At 72.8% G+C, this 20,502-nt stretch carries 23 protein-coding genes; 14 read left to right on the top strand and 9 right to left on the bottom strand.

Annotation, left to right across the window (positions count from 1 at the left end; translation table 11 throughout):
* Window positions 1-21: 21 nt before the first annotated feature.
* Window positions 22-1,188, top strand: a complete 1,167-nt coding sequence (locus AB0J69_RS47830; protein WP_364132459.1) for a pyridoxal phosphate-dependent aminotransferase — start codon at window positions 22-24, stop codon at window positions 1,186-1,188.
* Here AB0J69_RS47830 and AB0J69_RS47825 read toward each other — a convergent pair.
* Entirely contained in the window at window positions 1,160-1,696 is a 537-nt protein-coding gene (locus tag AB0J69_RS47825) for a helix-turn-helix domain-containing protein (RefSeq protein ID WP_364132458.1), read from the bottom strand. The genes AB0J69_RS47830 and AB0J69_RS47825 overlap by 29 nt on opposite strands.
* Window positions 1,697-1,699: 3 nt before the next feature.
* Between AB0J69_RS47825 and AB0J69_RS47820 the strand changes: the two genes are divergently transcribed.
* Window positions 1,700-2,119 carry an aldo/keto reductase gene (locus AB0J69_RS47820; protein WP_364132457.1) on the top strand — a complete coding sequence of 140 codons (420 nt, stop codon included), beginning with the start codon at window positions 1,700-1,702 and terminating at the stop codon, window positions 2,117-2,119.
* Window positions 2,120-2,198: 79 nt separating this feature from the next.
* On the opposite strand, the gene AB0J69_RS47815 is transcribed toward AB0J69_RS47820, so the two are convergent.
* Window positions 2,199-2,474 carry a hypothetical protein gene (locus AB0J69_RS47815; protein WP_364132456.1) on the bottom strand — a complete coding sequence of 92 codons (276 nt, stop codon included), beginning with the start codon at window positions 2,472-2,474 and terminating at the stop codon, window positions 2,199-2,201.
* A 56-nt stretch (window positions 2,475-2,530) separates the two neighbouring features.
* Here AB0J69_RS47815 and AB0J69_RS47810 point away from each other — a divergent pair, with 56 nt between their 5' ends.
* Window positions 2,531-3,307: a DUF899 family protein gene (locus AB0J69_RS47810; RefSeq protein WP_364132454.1), complete on the top strand. Its 777-nt coding sequence runs from the start codon at window positions 2,531-2,533 to the stop codon at window positions 3,305-3,307.
* A 30-nt stretch (window positions 3,308-3,337) separates the two neighbouring features.
* Here AB0J69_RS47810 and AB0J69_RS47805 read toward each other — a convergent pair whose 3' ends face one another.
* Window positions 3,338-3,739 carry an Atu4866 domain-containing protein gene (locus AB0J69_RS47805; protein ID WP_364132453.1) on the bottom strand — a complete coding sequence of 134 codons (402 nt, stop codon included), beginning with the start codon at window positions 3,737-3,739 and terminating at the stop codon, window positions 3,338-3,340.
* Window positions 3,740-3,910: 171 nt separating this feature from the next.
* Between AB0J69_RS47805 and AB0J69_RS47800 the strand changes: the two genes are divergently transcribed.
* Window positions 3,911-4,057: a hypothetical protein gene (locus AB0J69_RS47800; protein WP_364132452.1), complete on the top strand. Its 147-nt coding sequence runs from the start codon at window positions 3,911-3,913 to the stop codon at window positions 4,055-4,057.
* A gap of 25 nt (window positions 4,058-4,082) precedes the next feature.
* Here AB0J69_RS47800 and AB0J69_RS47795 read toward each other — a convergent pair whose 3' ends face one another.
* The 3 genes from AB0J69_RS47795 to AB0J69_RS47785 form a co-directional block, all read right to left on the bottom strand.
* Window positions 4,083-5,189, bottom strand: a complete 1,107-nt coding sequence (locus tag AB0J69_RS47795) for an FUSC family protein (RefSeq protein WP_364132451.1) — start codon at window positions 5,187-5,189, stop codon at window positions 4,083-4,085.
* 63 nt (window positions 5,190-5,252) lie between these two features.
* Entirely contained in the window at window positions 5,253-5,768 is a 516-nt protein-coding gene (locus AB0J69_RS47790; RefSeq protein ID WP_364132449.1) for a hypothetical protein, read from the bottom strand.
* Between the two features lie 59 nt (window positions 5,769-5,827).
* On the bottom strand, window positions 5,828-6,496 hold the full coding sequence (locus AB0J69_RS47785) for an alpha/beta fold hydrolase (RefSeq protein ID WP_364132447.1): 669 nt from the start codon (window positions 6,494-6,496) through the stop codon (window positions 5,828-5,830).
* A 247-nt stretch (window positions 6,497-6,743) separates the two neighbouring features.
* Here AB0J69_RS47785 and AB0J69_RS47780 point away from each other — a divergent pair, with 247 nt between their 5' ends.
* Window positions 6,744-7,835 (top strand): ring-opening amidohydrolase, encoded by a 1,092-nt coding sequence (locus AB0J69_RS47780; RefSeq protein ID WP_364132445.1) that lies wholly within the window; start codon window positions 6,744-6,746, stop codon window positions 7,833-7,835.
* An 18-nt stretch (window positions 7,836-7,853) separates the two neighbouring features.
* On the opposite strand, the gene AB0J69_RS47775 is transcribed toward AB0J69_RS47780, so the two are convergent.
* Window positions 7,854-8,492, bottom strand: coding sequence for a nucleotidyltransferase family protein (locus AB0J69_RS47775; protein ID WP_364132443.1), 639 nt, complete (start codon window positions 8,490-8,492; stop codon window positions 7,854-7,856).
* Between the two features lie 95 nt (window positions 8,493-8,587).
* On the opposite strand from AB0J69_RS47775, the gene AB0J69_RS47770 reads away from it, so the two are divergent.
* The gene (locus tag AB0J69_RS47770; protein ID WP_364132441.1) at window positions 8,588-9,133 is read left to right on the top strand and encodes an SseB family protein; all 546 of its coding nucleotides are present in this window, start codon (window positions 8,588-8,590) and stop codon (window positions 9,131-9,133) included.
* Between the two features lie 32 nt (window positions 9,134-9,165).
* Here AB0J69_RS47770 and AB0J69_RS47765 read toward each other — a convergent pair whose 3' ends face one another.
* On the bottom strand, window positions 9,166-10,155 hold the full coding sequence (locus tag AB0J69_RS47765) for a hypothetical protein (RefSeq protein ID WP_364132439.1): 990 nt from the start codon (window positions 10,153-10,155) through the stop codon (window positions 9,166-9,168).
* A gap of 111 nt (window positions 10,156-10,266) precedes the next feature.
* Between AB0J69_RS47765 and AB0J69_RS47760 the strand changes: the two genes are divergently transcribed.
* The 6 genes from AB0J69_RS47760 to AB0J69_RS47735 are packed head-to-tail and all read left to right on the top strand — an operon-like array spanning window position 10,267 to window position 14,820.
* Window positions 10,267-10,845 (top strand): A24 family peptidase, encoded by a 579-nt coding sequence (locus AB0J69_RS47760; RefSeq protein WP_364132437.1) that lies wholly within the window; start codon window positions 10,267-10,269, stop codon window positions 10,843-10,845.
* A 43-nt stretch (window positions 10,846-10,888) separates the two neighbouring features.
* Window positions 10,889-12,070, top strand: a complete 1,182-nt coding sequence (aroC, locus tag AB0J69_RS47755; protein WP_364132436.1) for a chorismate synthase — start codon at window positions 10,889-10,891, stop codon at window positions 12,068-12,070.
* On the top strand, window positions 12,067-12,570 hold the full coding sequence (locus AB0J69_RS47750) for a shikimate kinase (protein WP_364132435.1): 504 nt from the start codon (window positions 12,067-12,069) through the stop codon (window positions 12,568-12,570). The genes aroC and AB0J69_RS47750 overlap by 4 nt, the downstream gene beginning before the upstream one ends.
* Window positions 12,567-13,637, top strand: coding sequence for a 3-dehydroquinate synthase (aroB, locus tag AB0J69_RS47745; RefSeq protein ID WP_364132433.1), 1,071 nt, complete (start codon window positions 12,567-12,569; stop codon window positions 13,635-13,637). Before AB0J69_RS47750 ends, aroB begins: the two co-directional genes overlap by 4 nt.
* Window positions 13,634-14,068: a type II 3-dehydroquinate dehydratase gene (gene aroQ, locus AB0J69_RS47740; RefSeq protein ID WP_364132431.1), complete on the top strand. Its 435-nt coding sequence runs from the start codon at window positions 13,634-13,636 to the stop codon at window positions 14,066-14,068. Before aroB ends, aroQ begins: the two co-directional genes overlap by 4 nt.
* Entirely contained in the window at window positions 14,065-14,820 is a 756-nt protein-coding gene (locus AB0J69_RS47735) for an SGNH/GDSL hydrolase family protein (protein WP_364132429.1), read from the top strand. The genes aroQ and AB0J69_RS47735 overlap by 4 nt, the downstream gene beginning before the upstream one ends.
* A 572-nt stretch (window positions 14,821-15,392) precedes the next feature.
* Here the strand turns inward: AB0J69_RS47735 and AB0J69_RS47730 are convergent.
* Window positions 15,393-17,387: an ATP-dependent DNA helicase gene (locus tag AB0J69_RS47730; RefSeq protein ID WP_364132427.1), complete on the bottom strand. Its 1,995-nt coding sequence runs from the start codon at window positions 17,385-17,387 to the stop codon at window positions 15,393-15,395.
* A 364-nt stretch (window positions 17,388-17,751) separates the two neighbouring features.
* Here AB0J69_RS47730 and AB0J69_RS47725 point away from each other — a divergent pair, with 364 nt between their 5' ends.
* Both AB0J69_RS47725 and AB0J69_RS47720 read left to right on the top strand, forming a co-directional pair.
* A complete protein-coding gene (locus AB0J69_RS47725; RefSeq protein WP_364132425.1) occupies window positions 17,752-18,810 on the top strand; it encodes a hypothetical protein in 1,059 nt (352 codons plus the stop codon).
* Between the two features lie 99 nt (window positions 18,811-18,909).
* Window positions 18,910-20,490, top strand: coding sequence for a Na+/H+ antiporter (locus tag AB0J69_RS47720; protein ID WP_364132423.1), 1,581 nt, complete (start codon window positions 18,910-18,912; stop codon window positions 20,488-20,490).
* The last annotated feature ends 12 nt before the right edge of the window (window positions 20,491-20,502 follow it).

Raw genomic sequence — 20,502 nt, 5'->3', positions numbered from 1 at the left:
CGAGACTAATAGTGTGGAGGCGTGACCGAACCACTTGTTACCAGGATGCGCGCCTTCGGCACGACGATTTTCGCGGAGATGAGCGCGCTCGCCGTGCAGACCGGATCGATCAACCTCGGCCAGGGCTTCCCTGACACGGACGGGCCGGCGGCCATGCTCGACCGCGCCGTCCAGGCCATCGGCGCCGGCGCGAACCAGTACCCGCCGGGGCCGGGAGTGCTGGAGCTGCGGCAGGCGGTGTCGGAGCACCGGGCCGCGCGCTACGGGCTCTCGTACGATCCGGTGGGGGAGATCCTGGTCACGGTGGGCGCCACCGAGGCCGTGACGGCCGCCGTGCTCGCGCTGTGCGAGCCGGGCGACGAGGTGATCGCGTTCGAGCCCTACTACGACTCCTACGCCGCCTCCATCGCCCTGGCCCAGGCCCGGCTGGTGGCCGTGACGATGCGGCCGGTCGAGGGCCGCTTCACGTTCGACCCCGACGAGCTGCGCGCCGCCGTCACCCCGCGTACCCGGGCCATCCTGGTCAACTCGCCGCACAACCCGACCGGCACCGTGTTCACCCGCGACGAGCTGACCGTCATCGCGGAGCTCTGCCAGGAGCACGGGCTGACCGCCGTCACGGACGAGGTGTACGAGCACCTGACGTTCGACGGGGTCGAGCACATCCCGCTGGCCACGCTGCCCGGGATGCGGGAGCGGACCGTGATGATCTCGTCGGCGGGCAAGACGTTCTCGGTCACCGGGTGGAAGACCGGCTGGGTGTGCGCCCCTCCGGCGCTGGTCACGGCGGTGCAGACGGTCAAGCAGTTCCTCACGTTCACGGCGAGCGCGCCGTGGCAGCTCGCGGTGGCCTACGGGCTGCGGCACGAGCTGGAGTGGGTGGCGGCGCTCGGGGCCGGGCTGCAGGACAAGCGCGACCGGCTGATGGAGGGGCTGGCGGCGGCCGGCTTCTCGGTGCTGCGGCCTTCGGGGACGTACTTCGTGCAGACGGACATCCGGCCGCTGGGGTTCTCCGACGGGCTCGAGCTCACGCGCCGCCTCCCGGAGCTGGCCGGGGTGGTGGCCATCCCGACCCAGGTCTTCTACGACCACGCCGAGCGGGGGCGGCATTTCGTGCGGTTCGCCTTCTGCAAGAAGGAAGAGGTCATCGACGAGGCCGTCACGCGCCTGAAGCGCCTGTCCTCCTGACGGGCCCGCTGGGGCGGAGGCCGTCGAAGACGACCCCCAGGGTCCGCGTACGCAGTCCTTCGTCCCAGTTGTTGTGCTGTGCCGCCAGGCAGGTGGCACTGAGCAGCGCCAGCAGTTCCTCCATGCCCACGTCGGCCCGGATCGCCCCCGCCTCCTGGGCCCGCACCAGCAGTGCCTCGATCGCGCCCTTGATGTCGGGAGTGCCCGCCTTGGCATCGATCCCGGCCGTCGCCAGCGCGTCCACCAGCACCTTCTTGACCGTCGAGTCCTCCACGATCGTGGTGAAGTACGCGAAGAAGGCGGCCCCCGGGTCGGCGGCCGAGGCCAGCTCGCCGGCCCTGTCCGCCAGGCGCCGCATCCGGTCCACGACGATCGCCTGGTACAGCGCCTCCTTCGTGGGGAACTGGCGGTAGATCGTCCCCACCCCCACACCGGCCACCTCGGCGATCTCGCGCATCGACGCGTCGAGCCCGTCACGGGCCAGCACCACCTCGGCGGCCTCCAGCACGGGATGGGCGTGATCGCGTACGGCACCCTCGGCGGCGGCATCCTGACCGGCCGCTACCGGCCCGGCGAGGCTCCCGACCCGGACAGCCGGATGGGCAGGCTGCTCGGCCACGCGATGCCCGGCGCGAACCGGTGGGCCGAGTCGCTGCTCGATGACCACAACCTGGGCATCGCCGAGGAACTCGTCAAGGTCGCCGCCGACCTCGGCGCCACGCCGTCGGAGGTGGCGCTGGCGTGGGTGGCGCGGCGGACGGGGGTGACGTCGATCCTGCTCGGGCCGCGTACGGTGGCGCAGTTGCGGGAGAACCTGGTGGCCTTCGAGCTGGACCTGCCGGAGTGGGCCATGACCCGGCTGGACGAGATCTCCCGCGTCGACCTCGGCCCCATGGACGGCTCCTTCTTCCACCTCGTCCCCCGCCGCTAGGCGGGCGCCGATCCGGCCGGTCACCGTCTCGTGCAAGGGGCGCCGCCCCTCCGCCGGCGGTCACGAGGGCGGCGCACGATCATGACTTTCGCCGCCGGGCGGTGGCCGTCGACAGGATCATCTCGACCGGGTGCCGTGCCTGCTTGGCGGGGCCGTCCGGGCCGAGTGACCGGCCGGAGGCGAACAGGCCCTCCATGACCAGCATGAGCTGGTCGGCCAGGCCGGCCGGTTCGTCGACGCCGAGCCGGCCGGTGAGCTCGCCGACGAGCTTGCGGAACCCGGACTCGCCCTCGACGGCCGTCCGGTGCGCGGGTAGGAGGGGGATCGGGTCCTCGGGTCCGCCTGACGCGACCACAACGAGAAGAGCCGCCGCAACAGGGAAGCTGCCGCAACAGGGAAGAGGAGACAGTCATGACCGATGGACCAGCGAACCCCGGCCGGCCGGCGGGTAGGGCCGACGGCGCGCCCGGCCTGCCCGAGGCCGTGGACCGGAGCACCTTCCAGGCCGAGCTGGACCGGCTGCGGGTCCGGGAGAAGGCGCACACCCGCGAGGGCGACGCGATCGCCACGGCCCGGCGGCGCCTGCCCATGGTCGAGATGGACGCCGGCCTCACCCTGATCGGGCCCGGCGGACCGCTCACCCTGCTCGACGCGTTCGAAGGGCGCCGGCAACTCATCGCGTACTACTTCATGTGGCACCCCGGGCAGCCCGCTGCTGAGCAGTGCGAAGGGTGCACGTGGTGCACCACCTCGGTCGCGGAGCTGTCCTACCTCCATTCCCGCGACATCACCTACGCGGTCTTCTGCCAGGGGCCCTACGACGAGAGCCGCCGCTACCACGACTTCATGGGCTGGGAAATGCCGTGGTACTCGGCGGCCGCCTCGCTCGGCGAGCTCCTCGTCGGGCGCCACATCGGCATGATGCACCTGGTGTGCTACCTGCGCGACGGCGACCGCGTCTTCGAGACGTACTGGACGACGCGCCGCGGTGTGGAGGCCATGGACTACAGCTACGCGCTCATGGACCTCACCGTGTACGGACGCCAGGAGCCGTGGCAGGACGTGCCCCCGGGCTGGCCCCAAGGGTGGACAGGCTCCGCCGAACGGCTCCGCACCGACGGACGTCCCATCCCGCAGTGGTCGCGACTGGAGGCCGGACGCTCTGACGACCTCACCGCCGAGCCCTGAGCGCGCTGGAGCGTGGGGCCGGGGAGGCGGTCATCGCTCCCGATACAGCACGAGGTGCTCGTGGTAGAGGACGCCGTCGCGGACGTCGCCGGTGGCGGTGAACCCGGCGTCGTCGAAGTAGTCGAGGTGGTCGCCCGTCACGGTGTACCGGCCGGTGTAGGCGCGGGGGCGGCCGTCACGCTCCTCCTCGTACCGGCCGTCGGCCCGTAGCTCCTGCCGGATGCGCCCGTCCGCGGTCACCCACATGCCGACGTACGGGTGCGGATCGGCACTCCCGCGCCCCGAGCCCGATGCCGAGCCCGGTGCCGAGGCCGACGGCGACGTCGAGACGGAGGCTGACGGCGCGGCCGCCGCCGTACGGCCGCCGCGTCCGTCGGCGCAGGCGGCCATCGTGCTGAGGAAGCCGACGATGAGCAGCACTCTTCCGATCATGTTCGCTGAACCTCCATGGTCACGCCGGCGGGCCGTGCCCCGTCCGGCTGGCGGTGATCCCGAGTCTGCCCAGGTCGCGGGCGGGGGAGAAGCGGCGAGAACTTCCTAGGAGCAGCACACCCAGGCAGGTGCCGCCGCAAGCTCGAGCCGGCGGAGGCCGAACTCGGCGAGGTGCCGGCCGTCAGGGATCTCGGCCTGGTCGACTCGGCCGTGCACCGGCCCGGCTCGTCCATGTCCGGGCATGAGGCTTGTCCCGACTGGATCACCGAGGCCGCCGCCCTGTTGCAGCCACTGGCGGTGGCCGTCCGGGTGGGGTAGGCCGATCGGCTGGTGGTGCGGCTGCTCAGGATCGTCGGGTGGGCTCGTCCTTGGCGGCCGGCTCGTCCAGCGGGGTCAGCGCCGCCGTGGCGTCGTCGTGCTCCATGCCCGTGGCCTCCAGCAGGTCGACGACCACGGAACGCAGCTGCGCGATGATGACGTGCGCCGAGAACCCCAGCCCCTCGGGCCGCTCCCGGGCCGCCACCGCCAGCAGCGCCTGCCGGGCCAGGGTCGGCTCCCGGCCGGCCCCGAGCTCCAGCTGCAGCAGCAGCGCCGCCTCCGAGACCTCGCGCATCGCCTCGGCCAGGGCCGCCGGGGGAGGGCTGGCCTCTCCGAGCGAGGCCAGCGTGCGCCTGCTCAGCACCCGCGCGTTGCGCAGCGCCAGGTCCACCGGCACGGCGGCGGTCTCGTAGCGGGACAGGCGGGCCCGGCGGTGCCAGTGCAGCGGCGAGATCATGGTGATCTCCTTGCTGGTCTCCAGCGCAGCCTCGAACTCCTCCACCGCCGCCTGCGTCGTACGCGCCTCCTCCAGGGCCTCGGCCGCCAGGTCCACGTCGCGCTTCTCGATCGCCTCCGCCGCCCGTTCCAGCACCGTGGACAGCGCGTCGAGCACCCCGGACAGGTGCTTGGCCGCGATCGTGAACGGGCTCGCGGGCAGTAACGCCACCGCCGCGATCCCGACGATGCCTCCCGTCAGCGCGTCGGCCATCCGATCCAGGCCCCCGGCCCCCTCGCCCGGCACCAGCGTGGCGACCAGCACGGCCGACGACCCCGCCTGCGCGACGAACAGCGCCCCGCTGTTCAGCAGCACCGCCACCGCCATGGCCAGCCCGACCACCAGCGCGAGCTGCCAGGCGCCCGAGCCGATCCGGTACACCAGCAGGTCGCCCACGCCGACGCCCAGGCTGACCCCGACGACCAGCTCGACGACCCGCCGCAGCCGCTGCCCGAGCCCGACGCCCACGCAGATCAGCACGGAGATGGGGGCGAAGAAGGGGCGGGGGTGGCCGAGCAGCTCGATGGCGATGACCCAGGCCAGCGCGGCACCGACCGCGCACTGCGCGATGGAGGGCGCCATCAGGCCGAACGTGCCCAGCCGTTCCTTCATGAGATCGCTGAGCCTGGTTCGCACCTTTCCACGATGGCGGATCTTTATGACATTGGGGTCACGTTTGCCCCGGCTAAGTCCTTTTCGTCAGGTGTTGCGCTCGCCCCGAGAACCCCCGCCGCTCGGGCCCCTGCAGCTCGGGCCCCTGCAGCTAGGACCCCCCGCCGCTCGGACCCCCGCCGCCAGGATCGCCACCGCGGTCCGCGCCGCCGCCGGCGCCTGGGTGGCCAGGGCGGAGCCGGCCCGCCCGATCGCCGCCGAGATCCGCCGGAGCGCGTCGACCGGCGCCTCGAACCTCCTGGACGCGTGCCTCGTCGCCGGCGCCGGCGGGCCGGCGGGCGGCAGCGCTGCGGCGGCCAGGCCCATCAGGCAGCCGGCCAGGGCGTCGATCATCCGGTCGAGCCCGCCGGCGCCCGACGGCGGCAGGAGGGTGGCGACCGGCACGGCCGAGGAGCCCGCCTGGAGCACGATCAGCGAGCCGCTGCCGAGCAGCACCGCGACGACCGACTCGACGACCCGCCGCAGCCCGCTGCCCGAGCCCGACGCTGATGCACGCCACCTCCAGCGCGATGGGCGCGAAGGACGGCGGCTGTGGCCGGGCACGGCCGGATGGGGCCGCCGCCATCAGATGGTCCCGCCGGTGAGTCGGCCACCCGCTCCGGTCAGGAGTCGAGGAACGCGTCGACCGTCCGTACGAACTCCCCGCGGGCGCTGACGTGGATCAGGTGCCCGGCCTCGATCGTGACCAGCTTCGCCCCCGGGATCCGGGCCGCCACCTCCCCGGCGTCGAAGGGGCTCTGCGCCCCTCCCGACAGCACCAGCGTGGGCGCCGTGATCTTCCCCAGCCCTTCCGCCCACGCGGGGTCCGGGTCGAGCATCTGCCGCTCCGTGTCGTGCATCATCCGCCAGTCGAACCCGGTTGACCCGTCCTCCACGACCGGCGATCGGCCGGTGAGCGGCAGCGGTGGCGGCGGGTCCTCCAGCACCAGGCGGGCCACCCGATCCGGATGGTTCATGGCCGCGTGATAGGCGACCACGCCGCCGAGCGAGTGCCCCACCAGCGTGGCCCGCTCGAAGCCCAGGCGGTCGAGCAGCGCGACGACGTCCTCGGCCATCGCGGGCAGCGGGTACTCGCCCGGCCACCCGCTGGCCCCGTGGCCGCGCAGGTCGAGGGCGAACACGTGGTGGCGGGCCGCGAAGTGCTGGGTGACGCCGTTCCAGTCGTTGTGGTTCGCCGTACGGCCGTGCAGCAGCAGGAGCGGGGGAGCGGAAGGATCGCCTTCCTCCCGGTAGACGAGCTTGATCCCGTTGGCGTGTGCTTCGCGAATCACACTCGCGACCCTAGCCCCCTCTGCGCACGACGTTTGTCCGCGTTGACGTACGGCCATGGCGGCATGCTGCTCGTCCGGGCGGTGGCCGGGCTCTACCCGGCGGCCCGCGCCGCCCGGTTGCCGCCCACGGCGGCGCTGAGCGCACCTTGACATCACCCGCGGGGTTCATGGGCACACATTGACCATGAACCCCGCTGACCGGCTCGGTAGCGTCATCGGGGAATGACGCCAGGAGGAGGGGTAACGCATGCCGGACCCGATCGAAGTGCGCAAGGTGCCGATCGAGAGCGTCACCGACGCCTCCGGGCTGTCACGGCTCATCGCCGACGGGGTGATCGAGGCGGAGCGGGTGCTCGCCGTCGTCGGCAAGACCGAGGGCAACGGCGGCGTGAACGACTACACGCGCATCCTCGCCGACCGCGCCTTCCGCGAGGTCCTGGCCGAGCACGGGCATCCGGCGCCGGAGAGCGTGCCGCTGGTGTGGTCGGGCGGCACCGACGGGATCCTCAGCCCGCACGCCACCATCTTCGCCACCACGGCCGACGCCCCCGCCACCGAGGAGCCGCGCCTGTCGGTCGGGGTGGCGATGAGCGAGGTCATCCTGCCCGAGGACATCGGCCGCCCGGCCATGGTGGAGAAGGTCGCCGCCGGGGTGCGGGAGGCCATGAAGATCGCCGGCATCGACGACCCGCGCGACGTGCACTACGTACAGACCAAGACGCCGCTGCTCACCCTGGCCACCATCACCGAGGCCAAGAGCCGCGGCCAGGACACCGCCATCGAGGAGACCGGTCCCTCCATGGACCTGTCCAACTCCACCACCGCGCTCGGCATCGCCGTCGCGCTCGGCGAGATCGAGATGCCCGGGGCCGACCAGATCCACAAGGACCTGTCGTTGTACTCGTCGGTGGCCTCCTGCTCGTCGGGCGTGGAGCTGGACCGGGCGCAGATCGTGCTGGTGGGCAACGTGCGAGGGATCGGCGGGCGCTATCGCATCGGCCACAGCGTCATGAAGGACGCCCTCGACGCCGACGGCATCTGGGAGGCCATCAGGGACTCCGGGCTCGCCCTGCCCGACCGCCCGCACCCGTCGGACCTCGGGGGACGGCTGGTCAACGTGTTCATGAAGTGCGAGGCCGACCCGTCCGGGCGGGTGCGCGGGCGGCGCAACATCATGCTCGACGACTCCGACGTGCACTGGCACCGGCAGATCAAGGCCGCGGTGGGCGGGGTGGCGGCCTCCGTCACGGGCGATCCCGCGGTGTTCGTCTCGGTCGCCGCCGTGCACCAGGGCCCCTCCGGCGGCGGTCCGGTGGCGGCGATCGCCGACCTCGGATAGCGGCCACCGGGCCGGGCGTCACGCGTCCAGCCAGGGGAGCGCGGTCAGCTCGGGCCACGTGGCGGTCCAGCGGGCCACCTTGGCCTCGTAGACGTGGCGGGGCGCCAGCCGCGGATTGGGCCGCACGACCAGGTCGAACGCGTCGGACACGCCGTAGGGGGCGTACAGCCGCCACTCGCCCGACGGCTCGATCCGCACGCCGAGGCCGCAGGTCGTGGACGGGAAGGAGTCGATCGCGTCCTCGGCGCTGCGGTAGGGCGGGCAGGGGGTGCCGAAGCGCTCCGCGTACCACAGGTGCACGCGCGCCTCGTTGCGGATCTCCACCGGCACGTCGCCGAACACCTCCCGGCCCGCCCTGATCACCGCGTCCTCGGCCTCCCAGGACAGGTCCGACGGGTCGTGGTAGATCAGGTCGTAGTCCCTGATGCCGTGGTCGGGGTGGCGGCCGGTCACGTGGTTCCAGATCGTCTGGGCGACCGCGCCGGCCGCGACCCACCAGCCGGGCGGATCGAGCGCGCGGGCGCCGTGCAGCACGGAGGTGACGACGGGGCTGGCGGCGAGCACGGCCCGCACGGCGGCGGGCTGCTCGGCGGGCGGAGGCTCGGCGGGCTGCTCGGCGGGCGGAGGGTCGGCGGGCGGAGGGTCGGCGGGTCTCACCGGGCCTGTCTATCAACCGGGACCGACAAAGGGAGCGGCCGCGTGAGCGAGGCAGGAGGCGGGGGCGGGCTCGGGCGCGGGTAGTCTCGGAGGCTGTGCCGAGCATTCCGCAGCCCCTCGACCCTCACGACGACGGCTCCGCCGCCCCCGCCGTGGCCGCCGCCCTGGCCTCCTACGAGGCGGGCACGGCCGGCCCCGCCGAGGTGCTCAACGCCCTCTCCGGCGCCCGGCTGCTCGTCCCCGTGGTGGCCCTGCTGACCGAGACCGAGGTCGGCGCGCACGGGCTGCGGCAGGAGAAGGAGAGCGAGATGGCCCTGCCCAAGCTCGTCGGGCAGGACGGCAGGCAGGCGGTGCTCGCGTTCACCGGCACGCAGTCGCTGGCCAGGTGGCGGCCCGACGCCCGGCCGATCCAGGCCACCGCGCTCCAGGTGTGCCGGGCCGCCGTGCAGGAGCGGGCCGCGGCGGTCGTGGTGGACGTGGCCGGGCCGGTGCAGTTCGTGATCGAGGGGGAGGTGCTGGAGGCGCTGGCCGCCGTCGAGTCCGGCACCGTGAGCGAGCTGACCGGCGTGACCGTGGCCCGGGTGGAGCCCGCGCCGCGCCGGCGCCGCTGGTTCTCCAGGGGCCGGTCAGGCAACGGCTGAGCGGCGGCCTTCCCGGACGCTGAAGGCCGCGGTCAGGAGCCCGATTCCGGCCACGCGTCCTCCTTCTTGATCGGGCGTACGTTGGCGCCCGGCTCCGGCCTGATCCGCTGGTTGATCGGCGGCAGCGTGAAGTGGCCGCGGATCATGTCCACGAGCCGGGCCATCTTGTCGTCGGCCACGCCGACCCTGCGCTGGTCGAGGGTGACGCCGATGATGTAGCGGCCGTGGTCGACCCAGTAGTGGAACAGGGCGCCGCGCTCGACGTCCAGCACGGTCCTGATCACCGTGCCGCTCTCCATCGAGCGCAGGTGCGTGTCCAGGCGGCCGCCGATCCAGTGGAGCTGGCTGCCGAGCCTGAGATAGGTGACCCGGCGCTCCTCGGGAGACGTCTCGTGGAAGAAGTGCTGCAGGTCGGCGTCGTCGAGCACGTCGGTGTAGAAGGCGCAGCCGGACGGGCCGAAGAACGCCACGAAGTGCAGGTCCTCCTGGTCGATCACGGACACGCAGCTCCCCAGGGCCTTCTCCAGGGCGTGGCTGATCTCCGGGAGGGTGCGGATCAGGATCTCCGACTCGCCGATCACCTTGCGCTTCGTGGTGGTCGGGGAGGGGCCCGCGGTGGTCTCCAGATGGGGCACGTACAGGCCGCGGCGGTAGAGGAACAGCAGGTAGCCGCCGGTCAGCGCGGTGAACGCGGCAATCCCGATCATGGACAGGCCGAGCAACTCGCCCGGCACGCCGCGGTTCCACAACACCGGCCCGAACCCGGCCGCGAACCCCAGCACCAGCCCGCCTGCCGCGGCCACCGTCATGGCGGTGACCAGCATGACGGGCAGCCTGCCGCGCACCCGGCCCGCCACGGCGGCGATCAGCGCGAGCGCGGCGACCACGGCCAGCACGGTGACGGCGCGGGAGACGTTGTAGTCCTCGCCCTCGATGTACCAGGCGAGCATCTCGAGCAACACAGGGGCAAGGACGAACGTCGCAATGACCACCGCGACCCTGGCGAACCGGTCCCTGTCCACGCGGGCAGTTTCCGTGATCGAGCCCTTGTTCGCAATAGCCGCGGGCAGGCAGCCATACCGGATCCGGCGTTCGAGCTCCCTTCCCGCGCCGGCGGGCCTATGGTCTGCGGCGTGGTCGCACTCATGGCGCTGATCGGGCTGATCTGCGGGAACCGCATCAGGGCGCTGGCGGACTCCTACCACTCCTACGACGGCGGCCTGCCCCCGGCGGCCGTCGAACTGGCGACCGCCGCCGTGGCCGCGCTGGTCGCCTGGCGGGTGGGGCCGCCGTACGTGTGCCTCGCCGTGATCGGGGTCGCCCTGGCCGTCATCGACTGGCGTACCAGCACGCTGCCCGACGCGATCACGCTGCCCGCGTACCCGATCGCGGCGCTGGCGCTGCTGCCGACGGGAGAGCTGCCCAGGGCGCTGGCCGGCGGGGCGGCCCTGGCGGGGGTGTACGGCCTGCTCTGGTTCGCCAGGCCGGACGCGCTGGGGTTCGGCGACGTCAAGCTGGCCGGGCTCATCGGCATGGCCAGCGCCGCCCTGGGCTGGCCGGCCCTGGTGGCGGCGGCCTTCTGCGGCCAGCTCCTCGGCGCCGTCTACGGCGTGGCCCTGCTGCTGACCGGCCGCGGGAACAGGCACACGCAGTTCCCCTTCGGCCCCTTCATGCTCCTGGGCGCGCTCACGACACTCTGTCTCGCCTGGTGAGCGAGGGACATCTCACTAGGCCGCACATGGAAGACTTGTACGCATGTTGCGCTGGTTGACCGCTGGAGAGTCCCACGGGCCCGAACTCGTCGCCATCCTGGAAGGCCTGCCGGCCGGGGTGGAGGTGAGCACGGCCGCGATCGACGAGGCCCTGCGCCGCCGCAGGCTCGGCTACGGCCGGGGCGCGCGGATGAAGTTCGAGCAGGACCAGGTGACGATCGTCGGAGGCGTCCGCCACGGGCGCACGATGGGCAGCCCGGTCGCGATCCGCGTGGGCAACACCGAGTGGCCCAAGTGGGAGAAGGTCATGTCGGCCGACCCGGTCGACCCGGCCGAGCTGGAGGGCCTGGCCCGCAACGCGCCAAGGTCCCGGCCCCGCCCCGGCCACGCCGACCTGGCGGGCATGCAGAAATACGGCTTCGACGACGCCCGCAACGTGCTCGACCGGGCCAGCGCCCGCGAGACCGCCGCCCGGGTGGCGCTGGGCGAGGTCGCCAGGCGCTTCCTCAAGCAGGCGCTCGGCGTCGACATCCTCAGCCACGTGACCGAGATCGGCGGCGCCCGCACCCCGTCCGAGATCCTGCCCGGCCCGAACGACCTGGCCAGGATCGACGATGACCTGGTCCGGTGCTCCGACGCCGAGGGCAGCGCCGCCATGGTCGCCGTGATCGACAAGGCCCACAAGGACGGCGACACGCTCGGCGGCGTCGTCGAGGTCCTCGCCTACGGCCTGCCGCCGGGCCTGGGCAGCTACACGCACTGGGACCGCAGGCTCGACTCCAGGCTCGCCGCGGCGCTCATGGGCATCCAGGCGATCAAGGGCGTGGCGGTCGGCGACGGCTTCGAGACCGCCAGGCGCCCGGGGTCCCGCGCCCACGACGAGATCGAATACACCACCGAAGACGGCGTGCGCCGCATCACCAACCGCGCCGGCGGGGTCGAGGGCGGCATGACCAACGGCGAGATCCTGCGGGTCAGCGCCGCGATGAAGCCGATCTCCACGGTGCCCAGGGCGCTGGCCACGATCGACGTCAAGACCGGTGAGGCGGCCAAGGCCCACCACGAGCGCTCCGACGTGTGCGCCGTGCCCGCGGCCGGCATCGTGGCGGAGGCGATGGTCGCGCTGGTGCTGGCCGACGCGGCGATCGAGAAGTTCGGTGGCGACTCCGTGGAGGAAGTCGCCCGCAACCTGTCCGGCTACCTCTCTTCCATGGTGATCAAATGACAGCGAAGGCCGTGCTCATCGGGCCGCCCGGGTCCGGCAAGACGACGCTCGGGCGGCTGCTCGCCGAGCGGCTCGGCGTCGGGTTCCGCGACACGGACGCCGACATCGAGGCCGTGGCGGGCAAGCCCGTCGCCGACATCTTCGTCGAGGACGGCGAGGCTCGCTTCCGCGAGCTGGAGCACGAGGCCGTGCGCCGCGCGCTGGCCGAGCACGAGGGCATCCTGTCCCTGGGCGGCGGCGCCGTCCTGCACGAGGAGACGCAGGCCCTGCTCGCCGGTCACCACGTCGTCTACCTGGAGGTCGGGCTGGCCGACGCGGTCCAGCGGGTCGGGCTTGCCTCGGCCAGGCCGCTGCTGGTGCTCAACCCGCGCAGCCGGCTCAAGAAGCTCATGGAGGAACGGCGGCCGGTCTACGAGCGGCTGGCCGTGATGACGGTGGTGACCGACAAGCGGGAGCCGGAGGAGCTCGCCGACGAGATCGTGAAGGGGCTGCCCGCATGACCGCGACGAGGATCACCGTACGCGGGGACAGCCCGTACGACGTGGTGGTCGGCACCGGCGTGCTGGCCGTGCTGACCACGCTGCTCAAGCCCGGCGTGCGCACCGTCGCGGTCATCTGCCCCGAGACCCTGCCGGAGATCTCCCGGCCGGTCCGCGAGGCGCTGTCCGCCGCCGGCTACGAGGTGGTCGAGCTGCCCGTGCCCGACGGCGAGCAGGCCAAGACCGTCGAGGTGGCCGCGGGCCTGTGGTCCGCGCTCGGCCGCCACGGCGTGACCCGCTCCGACGCCGTGGTCGGCGTGGGCGGAGGCGCGACCACCGACCTGGCCGGATTCGTGGCGGCCACGTGGCTGCGCGGCGTTCAGGTCGTGCTCGTGCCCACGACGCTGCTGGCCATGGTGGACGCGGCGGTCGGCGGTAAGAATGGCATCGACACCCCCGAGGGCAAAAACCTCGTGGGCACCTTCCTGCCGCCCGCAGGCGTGCTGTGCGAGCTGTCCACGCTGGCCGGCATGCCCAGGGCCGACTACGTGGCGGGCCTGGCCGAGATCATCAAGGGCGGCTTCATCGCCGACCCGGAGATCCTCAGGCTCATCGAGGCCGACCCCGAGGCGGCGACCCGCCCCGACGGGCCCCACACCCGCGAGCTCATCGAGCGCAAGATCCGGGTGAAGGCCGACGTCGTGGGCGCCGACCTGCGCGAGGCGGGCCTGCGCGAGATCCTCAACTACGGCCACACGCTCGCCCACGCCATCGAGCGCGAGGAGCACTACGGCATCCGCCACGGCGAGGCCGTCGCCATCGGCATGGTCTACGCCGCCGAGCTGTCCAGGCTCTCGGGCCGCGCCGACGTCGTCGACCGCACCCGCGCCATCCTCACCGGCGTCGGCCTGCCCGTTTCCTACCGCGCCGACGCCTGGCCGCACCTGCGCGACCACATGCGCCTGGACAAGAAGAACCGCGGCGCCAAGCAGCGCTTCGTCGTCCTCGACGACCTGGCGAAGCCGGGCCGTCTCGAAGCCCCCACGGAAGAGCTGCTCGAAGCCGCCTACAAGGAGATCTCCGCATGATCCTCGTGCTCAACGGGCCCAACCTGCGCCGGCTCGGCACGCGCGAGCCCGACGTCTACGGCGCCGAGACGTTCGAGGACCTCGCCGACCTCTGCCGCGACACCGGCAGGAAGCTCGGCCACCACGTCGAGGTGCGCCAGACCGACGACGAGGCCGAGATGCTCGGCTGGATCCACGAGGCGTGCGACGGCCGCATCCCGGTCGTGCTCAACCCGGCCGCCTTCACTCATTACTCCTACGCCCTGCGCGACGCCATCGCCCAGCGCACCGCCCCGCTCGTCGAGGTGCACATCTCCAATCCCGTGGCCAGGGAAGAGTTTCGCCATACCTCCGTCGTGTCCGGGGTGGCGACGGGAACCATCGCGGGCTTCGGGCTACAGTCGTACGTCCTTGCGCTGCAAGCTATCGCGGAGATGAACACCACCTCATGAGGCACTACAAGTCCTTCGTCGCCCTCGGCGACAGCTTCACGGAAGGGCTGAACGATCCCGGTCCGGACGGGCACTACCGTGGATGGGCCGACCGGGTGGCCGAACGGCTCGCCGCCGACGACCCCGCCTTCCGCTACGCCAACCTGGCCGTCCGCGGCAAACTGCTCGACCAGATCGTGGCCGAGCAGGTGCCGCTGGCCGTCGAGATGGCACCCGACCTGGTCAGCCTCTGCGCCGGGGGCAACGACCTGCTGCGGCCGGGCAGCGATCCGGACGTGATGGCCAAGAAGCTCGCGCGGGGCGTACGCGACCTGCGGGCGGGCGGGGCCGACGTGCTGCTGTTCACGGGGGTGGACCCGCGTGACACGCCGCTCATGCGCCGCCTGCGCGGCCGCTTCGCCATCTTCTACCTGCACCTGCGCTCCATCGCCGACCTGTACGGCTGCCGCCTCGTCGACCAGTGGTCCATGCAGGGGCTGCGCGACTGGCGGGCGTGGAGCGCGGACCGGCTGCACATGAACGAGGACGGCCACCGGCTGGTCGCGGCCCGGGTGCTGGACGTGCTGGGCGTGCCGTTCGAGGACTGGCGCAAGGACTGGCCGGACCGGTCGGTGGACCCGCGCGCCCGGCGGCGCGAGGACGCGCAGTGGATGCGCGAATACCTGGTGCCCTGGGTCTCCCGCCGCCTGCGCGGGGTGTCCTCGGGCGACGGGGTGTCCCCGAAACGCCCGGACCTGGCTCCCTGGTCGTAGGGCTTTCCGCTTACGGGGCTTTCGCCGGCTCTCGGGCTTTGCCGTCACCGGCGTCCGCCCGCCCGTCGCGCACGCTCGCGCCACACCGTGCTGCCCGTTGCGCCGCCTGCCATGACACGGTGCCGCCGCACGCGTTCGCCGGGCTGCGCCGTTCCCGCGCTCGCCGCACCGGCCCCGCACGGGCCCGGCGTGACCGTGCGGCGGGCGCGAGGCGCGGCGCCGCCGCCGCGGCACGGGCCTGCCGCGTCCCGATAGCCCTGCCCATCCACCCGGCGGTCGCTCATCCGGCGCCCCGTCCGTGCCGGTCCGCGTGGTGGCCGGTTCGTGCGGTGGCCGTCCATCCGGCGCGGGCCCGGTGAGAGCGGTCGCGCTCGGACGGGCGTCGACAACCCGCGCTCCAACCGGCGCCGGTGCGGCGAGAACCGGAGCGCTCAAGCTCGGCGCGACGTGTGCGGTGGGCAGGCTGAACGTGTGCGGTGGGCAGGTCTGAGGCGCTCGCGTCACCGGTCGAACCGGAGTGGCGAGGCCGATCCGCGGATGCCCGGGCGGTCGGGCCGAGGTGGTGGGGTGGGTCAGGTGGGGTCGGTGGCGAGGCGCTTCAGGGCGGCTCGCGGGACGGCCGGGTCCGTGGTGCGCCAGAACGGCGGGAGCGAGCCCAGCAGGAACCCGCTGTAGCGGGCCGTGGCCAGCCGGGGGTCCAGGACCGCGATCACGCCCTTGTCGTCCTGGGACCGCAGCAACCGGCCGACCCCCTGCGCCAGCAACAGGGCGGCGTGGTTGGCCGCGATCGCCATGAACCCGTTGCCGCCCCTGGCCGCCACGTGCCGTTGCCGGGCCGAGGTCAGCGGGTCGTCCGGGCGCGGGAACGGCACCCGGTCGATGATGACCAGCCGCAGCGACGGACCCGGCACGTCCACGCCCTGCCACAGCGACAGCGTCCCGAACAGGCACGTCGGCTCGTCCTCGGCGAACTGCTTGACCAGCAGCATCGTGGAGTCGTCGCCCTGGCACAGCAGCGGCACGTCGAGCCGGTCGCGCAGCGCCTCGGTGGCCGCCTTGGCCGCGCGCATCGAGGAGAACAGCCCCAGCGTGCGCCCGCCGGCCGCCTCGATCAGCTCGGCGATCTCATCGAGGTACTGCTGCGGCAGCCCGTCGCGCCCCGGCTGGGGCAGGTGCTTGGCGACGTACAGGATGCCGGCGCGCGGGTGGTCGAACGGCGAGCCGACGTCGATGCCCTGCCACTTGCCGTCGCCGAGCCCCCACTGCGCCGCCAGCGCGTCGAACGTGCCGCCGAGCGCCAGCGTGGCGGAGGTGAGCACCACCGTGCGCTCGCCGAACAGCTTGTCGCGCAGCATGCCGCTCACGCTCAGCGGCGCCACCCGCAACATCGGCGGGCGCCGGTCGGTGCCCGCGTCGAGCCAGACCACCTCGGCCCGGTCGGCCTCGGAGGCGTGCCCGTACGCGTCGAGCATGCGCACCGCCGTGTCGTGCACCTCGTCCAGCGCCGTGAACGCCGCCTTGCGCTGCCCCGCCTTGTCCGGGTCGTCCTTGTCGGCGTTGCGCGGGCCCATGGCCGTGATGCAGCGCCAGGCCGTGTCGCGGATGAGCTGCAGGGTCAGGCCGAGCACCTGGGGCAGCTCGTCGATGCGGCCGGGCGGCGCGGCGGCCAGCAGCGCCTTGAGGTCCTCGCCGGCCTCCATGAGCTGGTCGGCGACGGGCTGGTCGATCAGCCGGCCGACCCGGCGTACGGCCAGCATGACCGACGCCTCCGACAGCTCACTGGTCACCACCGACGTCACCCGGTCGACCAGCTCGTGGGCCTCGTCGACCACCACGACCTCGTGCTCGGGCAGCACCGGCAGGTCGCCCATGGCGTCGATGGCCAGCAGCGCGTGGTTGGTCACCACGACATCGACCTCGCCCGCCCGCGCCCTGGCCAGCTCGGCGAAGCACTCGGCGCCGCTGGGGCAGCGCGTGGCGCCCAGGCACTCCTGGGCGCTCACCGAGAACTGCCGCCACGCCTGCTCGCTCACCCCGGGCACCAGCTCGTCGCGGTCGCCGGTCTCGGTCTCCTCGGCCCACTCCTGGATGCGCTGCACCATGCGGCCGGTCGCGCTCACCTCGCGCGGGTCGAACAGCTGGTCCTGCTCGTCCTCCTCGGGCCAGCCCGCCGTCGCCTTGTAGCGGCACAGGTAGTTGCGGCGGCCCTTGAGTATCGCGAACGTCGGCTCGTGCGGCAGCTCCTTGGCCAGCGCCTCGGACAGCCGGGGCAGGTCGCGGTCGACGAGCTGGCGCTGCAGCGCGATGGTGGCCGTGGAGATCACGACGGGGGTGTCGCTGTCCATCGCGTGGCGGATGGAGGGCACGAGGTACGCCAGCGACTTGCCGGTCCCCGTGCCCGCCTGGACGGCCAGATGCTCCTCGTCGTCGATGGCCTTCTGCACGGCCTGGACCATGGTGACCTGGCCCTGCCGTTCGCTCCCTCCGAGAGCGTTGACCGCGATGCTGAGCAGTTCGTCCACTGGCGGGAGATGGGAGTCCGGCACGGCAGTAAACGCTACCCGCATTCCAGGGTCGTCGTGCCGAACGCGGTGTGATCGGCCAGACGCATCCCGGCGTTCCCGGACCCTCCCGGCGGGTTGCGTGGCACACTGGGCGATCGGAACTCCAACCTGTCCTCACCGGGCGTGACCACAGGGGTTCCCGGTGTGAATGGGAAGGCCGGTTCAGTAGGGTTTTCCGGGGTTGAGTGGACGAATAAAGGCTGGTTAAAGCAGTATGTCTGCCATGTCGGAAGTTGTCCCGTTGCCGTCGTTCGGCGAAGTCTTCTTCGATGCACGAGGTCAGGAGCGGTGCCTCCGCGTCACGTGGCATGAGGGAACGCTGGTCCTCAGCCTGTGGCGCGGCGAGATGTGCACAGCGAGCTTCCGCATGCCGATGGAAGACGTCGGCCGGCTGCTCGACACGCTCGACGAGGGGTTCGCGGAGGCCACGGGCGAGCAGCCCGCCGTGCCCGCGCACGATCCCGGCACCGAGGTCATCCCGGGCACCGGCCAATATCACCGGCCGGCCCAGCACTCCCAGCAACCGCCCCAGCCGCAGCTGGACGAGCGGCCCACGGCGGCCCTGTCGCCCAGCGACGTCCTCGTGGCCCGGGGCCCCGCCCACCAGGACAAGCTGGTGGCCTCGTACGGCGAGACCACGGCCCCCAGGGACACCGCCCCCGCGTACGGCGAGACCACGGCCCCCCGGGACACCACCCCCGCGTACGGCGAGCCCCGGACCCCCTTCACCGGTCCCCAGTACGTGGACGCGACGGGCCCCCAGCCGAGGTACACCGGCGACCCCTTCAGCGGTCCCCAGTACACCGGCGATCCTTTCAGCGGCCCGCAGTACACCGCCGACCCGCTCAGCGGCCCCCACTACACCCAGCCGCCCCCGCCCGAGCCGTTCACCGGCCCCCAGTACGTCGACAGCGAGCCCGTCTACCAGCTGCCCGGTGACCAGCGCCGACAGGCGCCGCTGAGCACCGACCCGCTCGGCTTCCCGTCCCAGGCCGCCGACCCGTACCAGCAGCGGTCCGACCAGTACCCGCCCGACCCCTACCCCTCGGACCCGTACGGCGGCCGGCGCCCCGACGCCTACCAGCCGCAGCCGCAGCCGCAGTCGCAACCCCAGCCGCAGCCGCAGGCGAGTGCCGCGGGTCTGGGCACGCCCATGCACGGCATCCCGGGCGCGGGCCGCCGCCGCTCGGCCCCCCAGCAGCCGCCGCAGCCCGTCCACGACGACTACGGCCCCTACCAGACCCCGCCCAACCCGGTGGACCCGCTGCTGGCCCTCGGCCGGCAGGAGCAGTACCAGCCCCAGCAGCAGCAGCCCGACCCGAACCTGCCGCGTTCGTACGCCGGGGACCCCATGTTCTCCACGGGCGAGCGCCTGCGCCCCGAGCAGCCCGACTACCACGAGAGAAGCGACCGCAGGGAGTGGTGACCAAGCGCTTCCGCCCGGACGGTACGCTCACCGCGGGACGATCGATCCGGACCTGATCGATCGCCCCTGACGGGACGGGGCTCGGGGGGAGGAGCGTGGGTGGATCCGACCATGGGCCTGCAACTGCTGTTGATGGCCGGTGGGGCGATCGGCGTGACGGCCGTCGCTCGGCGCAAGGGCTGGCCGGCCCCGCTCCTGCTGGTGGCGGCGGGGCTGCTGGTCTCGCCGCTGGTGCCGGCGGTGCCGCTGGACCCGGAGATGGTGCTCTACGTCTTCCTGCCGCCGCTGCTCTACTCCGCCGCGCTCGACAGCTCCTACCTGCGCCTGCGTGACGTCAAGCGGGCCGTCGGGCTGCTGTCGGTCGGGCTGGTGGTGTTCACCACGGCCGTCGTCGGGCTGGTCGTCCACCTGTTGCTGCCCGACCTGCCGCTCGCGCTCGCGTTCGCGCTCGGCGCCATCATCGCCCCGCCCGACGCGGTGGCCGCCGTGGCGGTCGGGCGGCGGCTGGGCCTGCCGCGCACGTCGCTGACCATCCTGATCGGCGAGAGCCTGTTCAACGACGCCACCGCGCTGACGCTCTACCGGGTGGCCATCGGGGCGGCCGTGGGCGGGGCCGTGAGCCTGTGGCAGGGGCTGGGCGAGTTCGTGCTCGCCGCCGCCGGCGGGGTGGCGATCGGGCTGGCGCTGGCGTTCGTCTTCGCCTGGCTGTTCCAGCGCACCCGCGACTCGCTGGTCGAGAACACGCTGATGCTGCTGATCCCGTTCGCCGCCTACCTCGCGGCGGAGTCCGTGCACGCCTCCGGCGTCATCTCGGTCGTGATCGTCGGCCTCTACCTGGGCAACCGCATGCACCTGCGGGGGTTCGGCACGCGGCTGGTGTCCGACGCGGTGTGGAGGGTCACCGACTTCTTCCTCGAAGCGATCGTGTTCGCGCTGATCGGGCTGCAGCTCGTGACCGTGGTCGAGGGCATCTCCGGCTACAGTCCGTGGCACGTCGCCGGCTACGCGGCGGCGGTGCTGGCGGTGACGATCGTCAGCAGGTTCGTGTGGGTGTTCTCGGTGACCTACCTGATCAAGGTGCTGGGCAAGGGCGACCGGCGGCCGACGGTGCCGCAGACGGTGATCCTGGGGTGGGCGGGCATGCGGGGCGTGGTGTCGCTGGCCGCCGCGTTCGCCATCCCGCCGGAGGTGCCCGAGCGCGATCGGGCGATGCTGCTGTTCCTGACGTTCACCACCGTGATCGGCACGCTGCTCATCCAGGGCACCACGTTCCCCGCGCTGATCAGGCGGTTGCGCGTGTCGAGCGAGCAGGAGCGGTACGAAGACCGCCTGGCCGAGGCGGCGGCCCAGCAGGCGGCGCTGGAGGCGGGGCTGGCGGAGCTGGACCGGCTGGTCGCCCAGCTCGGGAGCGAGCCCGACGAGATCCAGAAGCAGGTCGTCGACCAGCTCAAGGAGAAGTCGTGGCGGCGCTCCCTGAGCGCGTGGGAGCGCCTGGGCGGCGGCACCGGCGCCGGCGGCGCGGAGACCCCCAGCTCGCTCTACCGCCGCCTGCGCCGCGACATGCTGCAGGCCGAGCGCCAGGTGTTCGTCCGGCTGCGCGACGAGCGCCGGCTCGACGACGAGGTGCTGCGTGAGGTGATGGCCCAGCTCGACTTCGAGGAAGCGATCCTCGAGCGTTAGACCCTTCGTTCA

The sequence above is a fragment of the Nonomuraea sp. NPDC049709 genome (assembly GCF_040674815.1).
GTDB lineage: Bacteria > Actinomycetota > Actinomycetes > Streptosporangiales > Streptosporangiaceae > Nonomuraea.
This window is presented reverse-complemented; position numbering and strand designations above follow the sequence as displayed.